Below are 574 nucleotides of genomic sequence, written 5' to 3' on the forward strand. Positions count from 1 at the left end.
ATTCGTGGGCAGGGTCAGATGTGTATGAGAGCAAGGTCTCTGATAGTCTGCGTGTCGAAGCGGACAACGTGGGCAAAAATCTTGATGCACTGGCGGCCGACAGCGATGCTTATGCGAGCGTTTTAAAGTCTGTGACCGTTGATGTTGTAGCGAGAACGCTGATGACGTCAACTGATCAGGAACCGATGACACAGATGACGGAGAGCGCTTTAGGCTACTCCTACAGTGGTTCATTCCTTGTTCCTGGCGGTGGATTGTTTATCAAGGACACTGAGCTTAAGCGCCTGGGATTGAAACGTCAGAGATATGGGGTGATTGACCCGTATGCTTAAAGGAATTACAGTTATTCTCGTTGACGAGACAGAGGAATCAGAAGACCCGTTTGGACAGCCGGTTACGGTCAAGGAAGAGATTGCTGTTGACAACGTTCTGATAGCGCCAGCGTCAACGGATGATGTTACTGCCGAGATGAGCTTGACTGGCAAGAAGATCGTGTATGAGCTAGCCATACCTAAAGGAGATTCGCACACCTGGACCAATCGGCAGGTCAAGTTTTTTGGTCAGACCTGGCGAA

Annotated in this window: 2 protein-coding genes; both read left to right on the forward strand. The window is 49.8% G+C overall.

From position 1 onward, the window contains the following. Positions 1 to 332 (forward strand): phage Gp19/Gp15/Gp42 family protein (locus KJQ99_RS09530; protein ID WP_214150688.1); only part of this gene is annotated, 332 nt, incomplete at its 5' end. Next, on the forward strand, positions 325 to 574 hold a 250-nt coding region (locus KJQ99_RS09535; RefSeq protein WP_214150689.1), incomplete at its 3' end, for a hypothetical protein. The genes KJQ99_RS09530 and KJQ99_RS09535, both read left to right, overlap by 8 nt.

This window comes from Campylobacter sp. 2018MI13 (genome assembly GCF_018501135.1).
GTDB lineage: Bacteria > Campylobacterota > Campylobacteria > Campylobacterales > Campylobacteraceae > Campylobacter_E.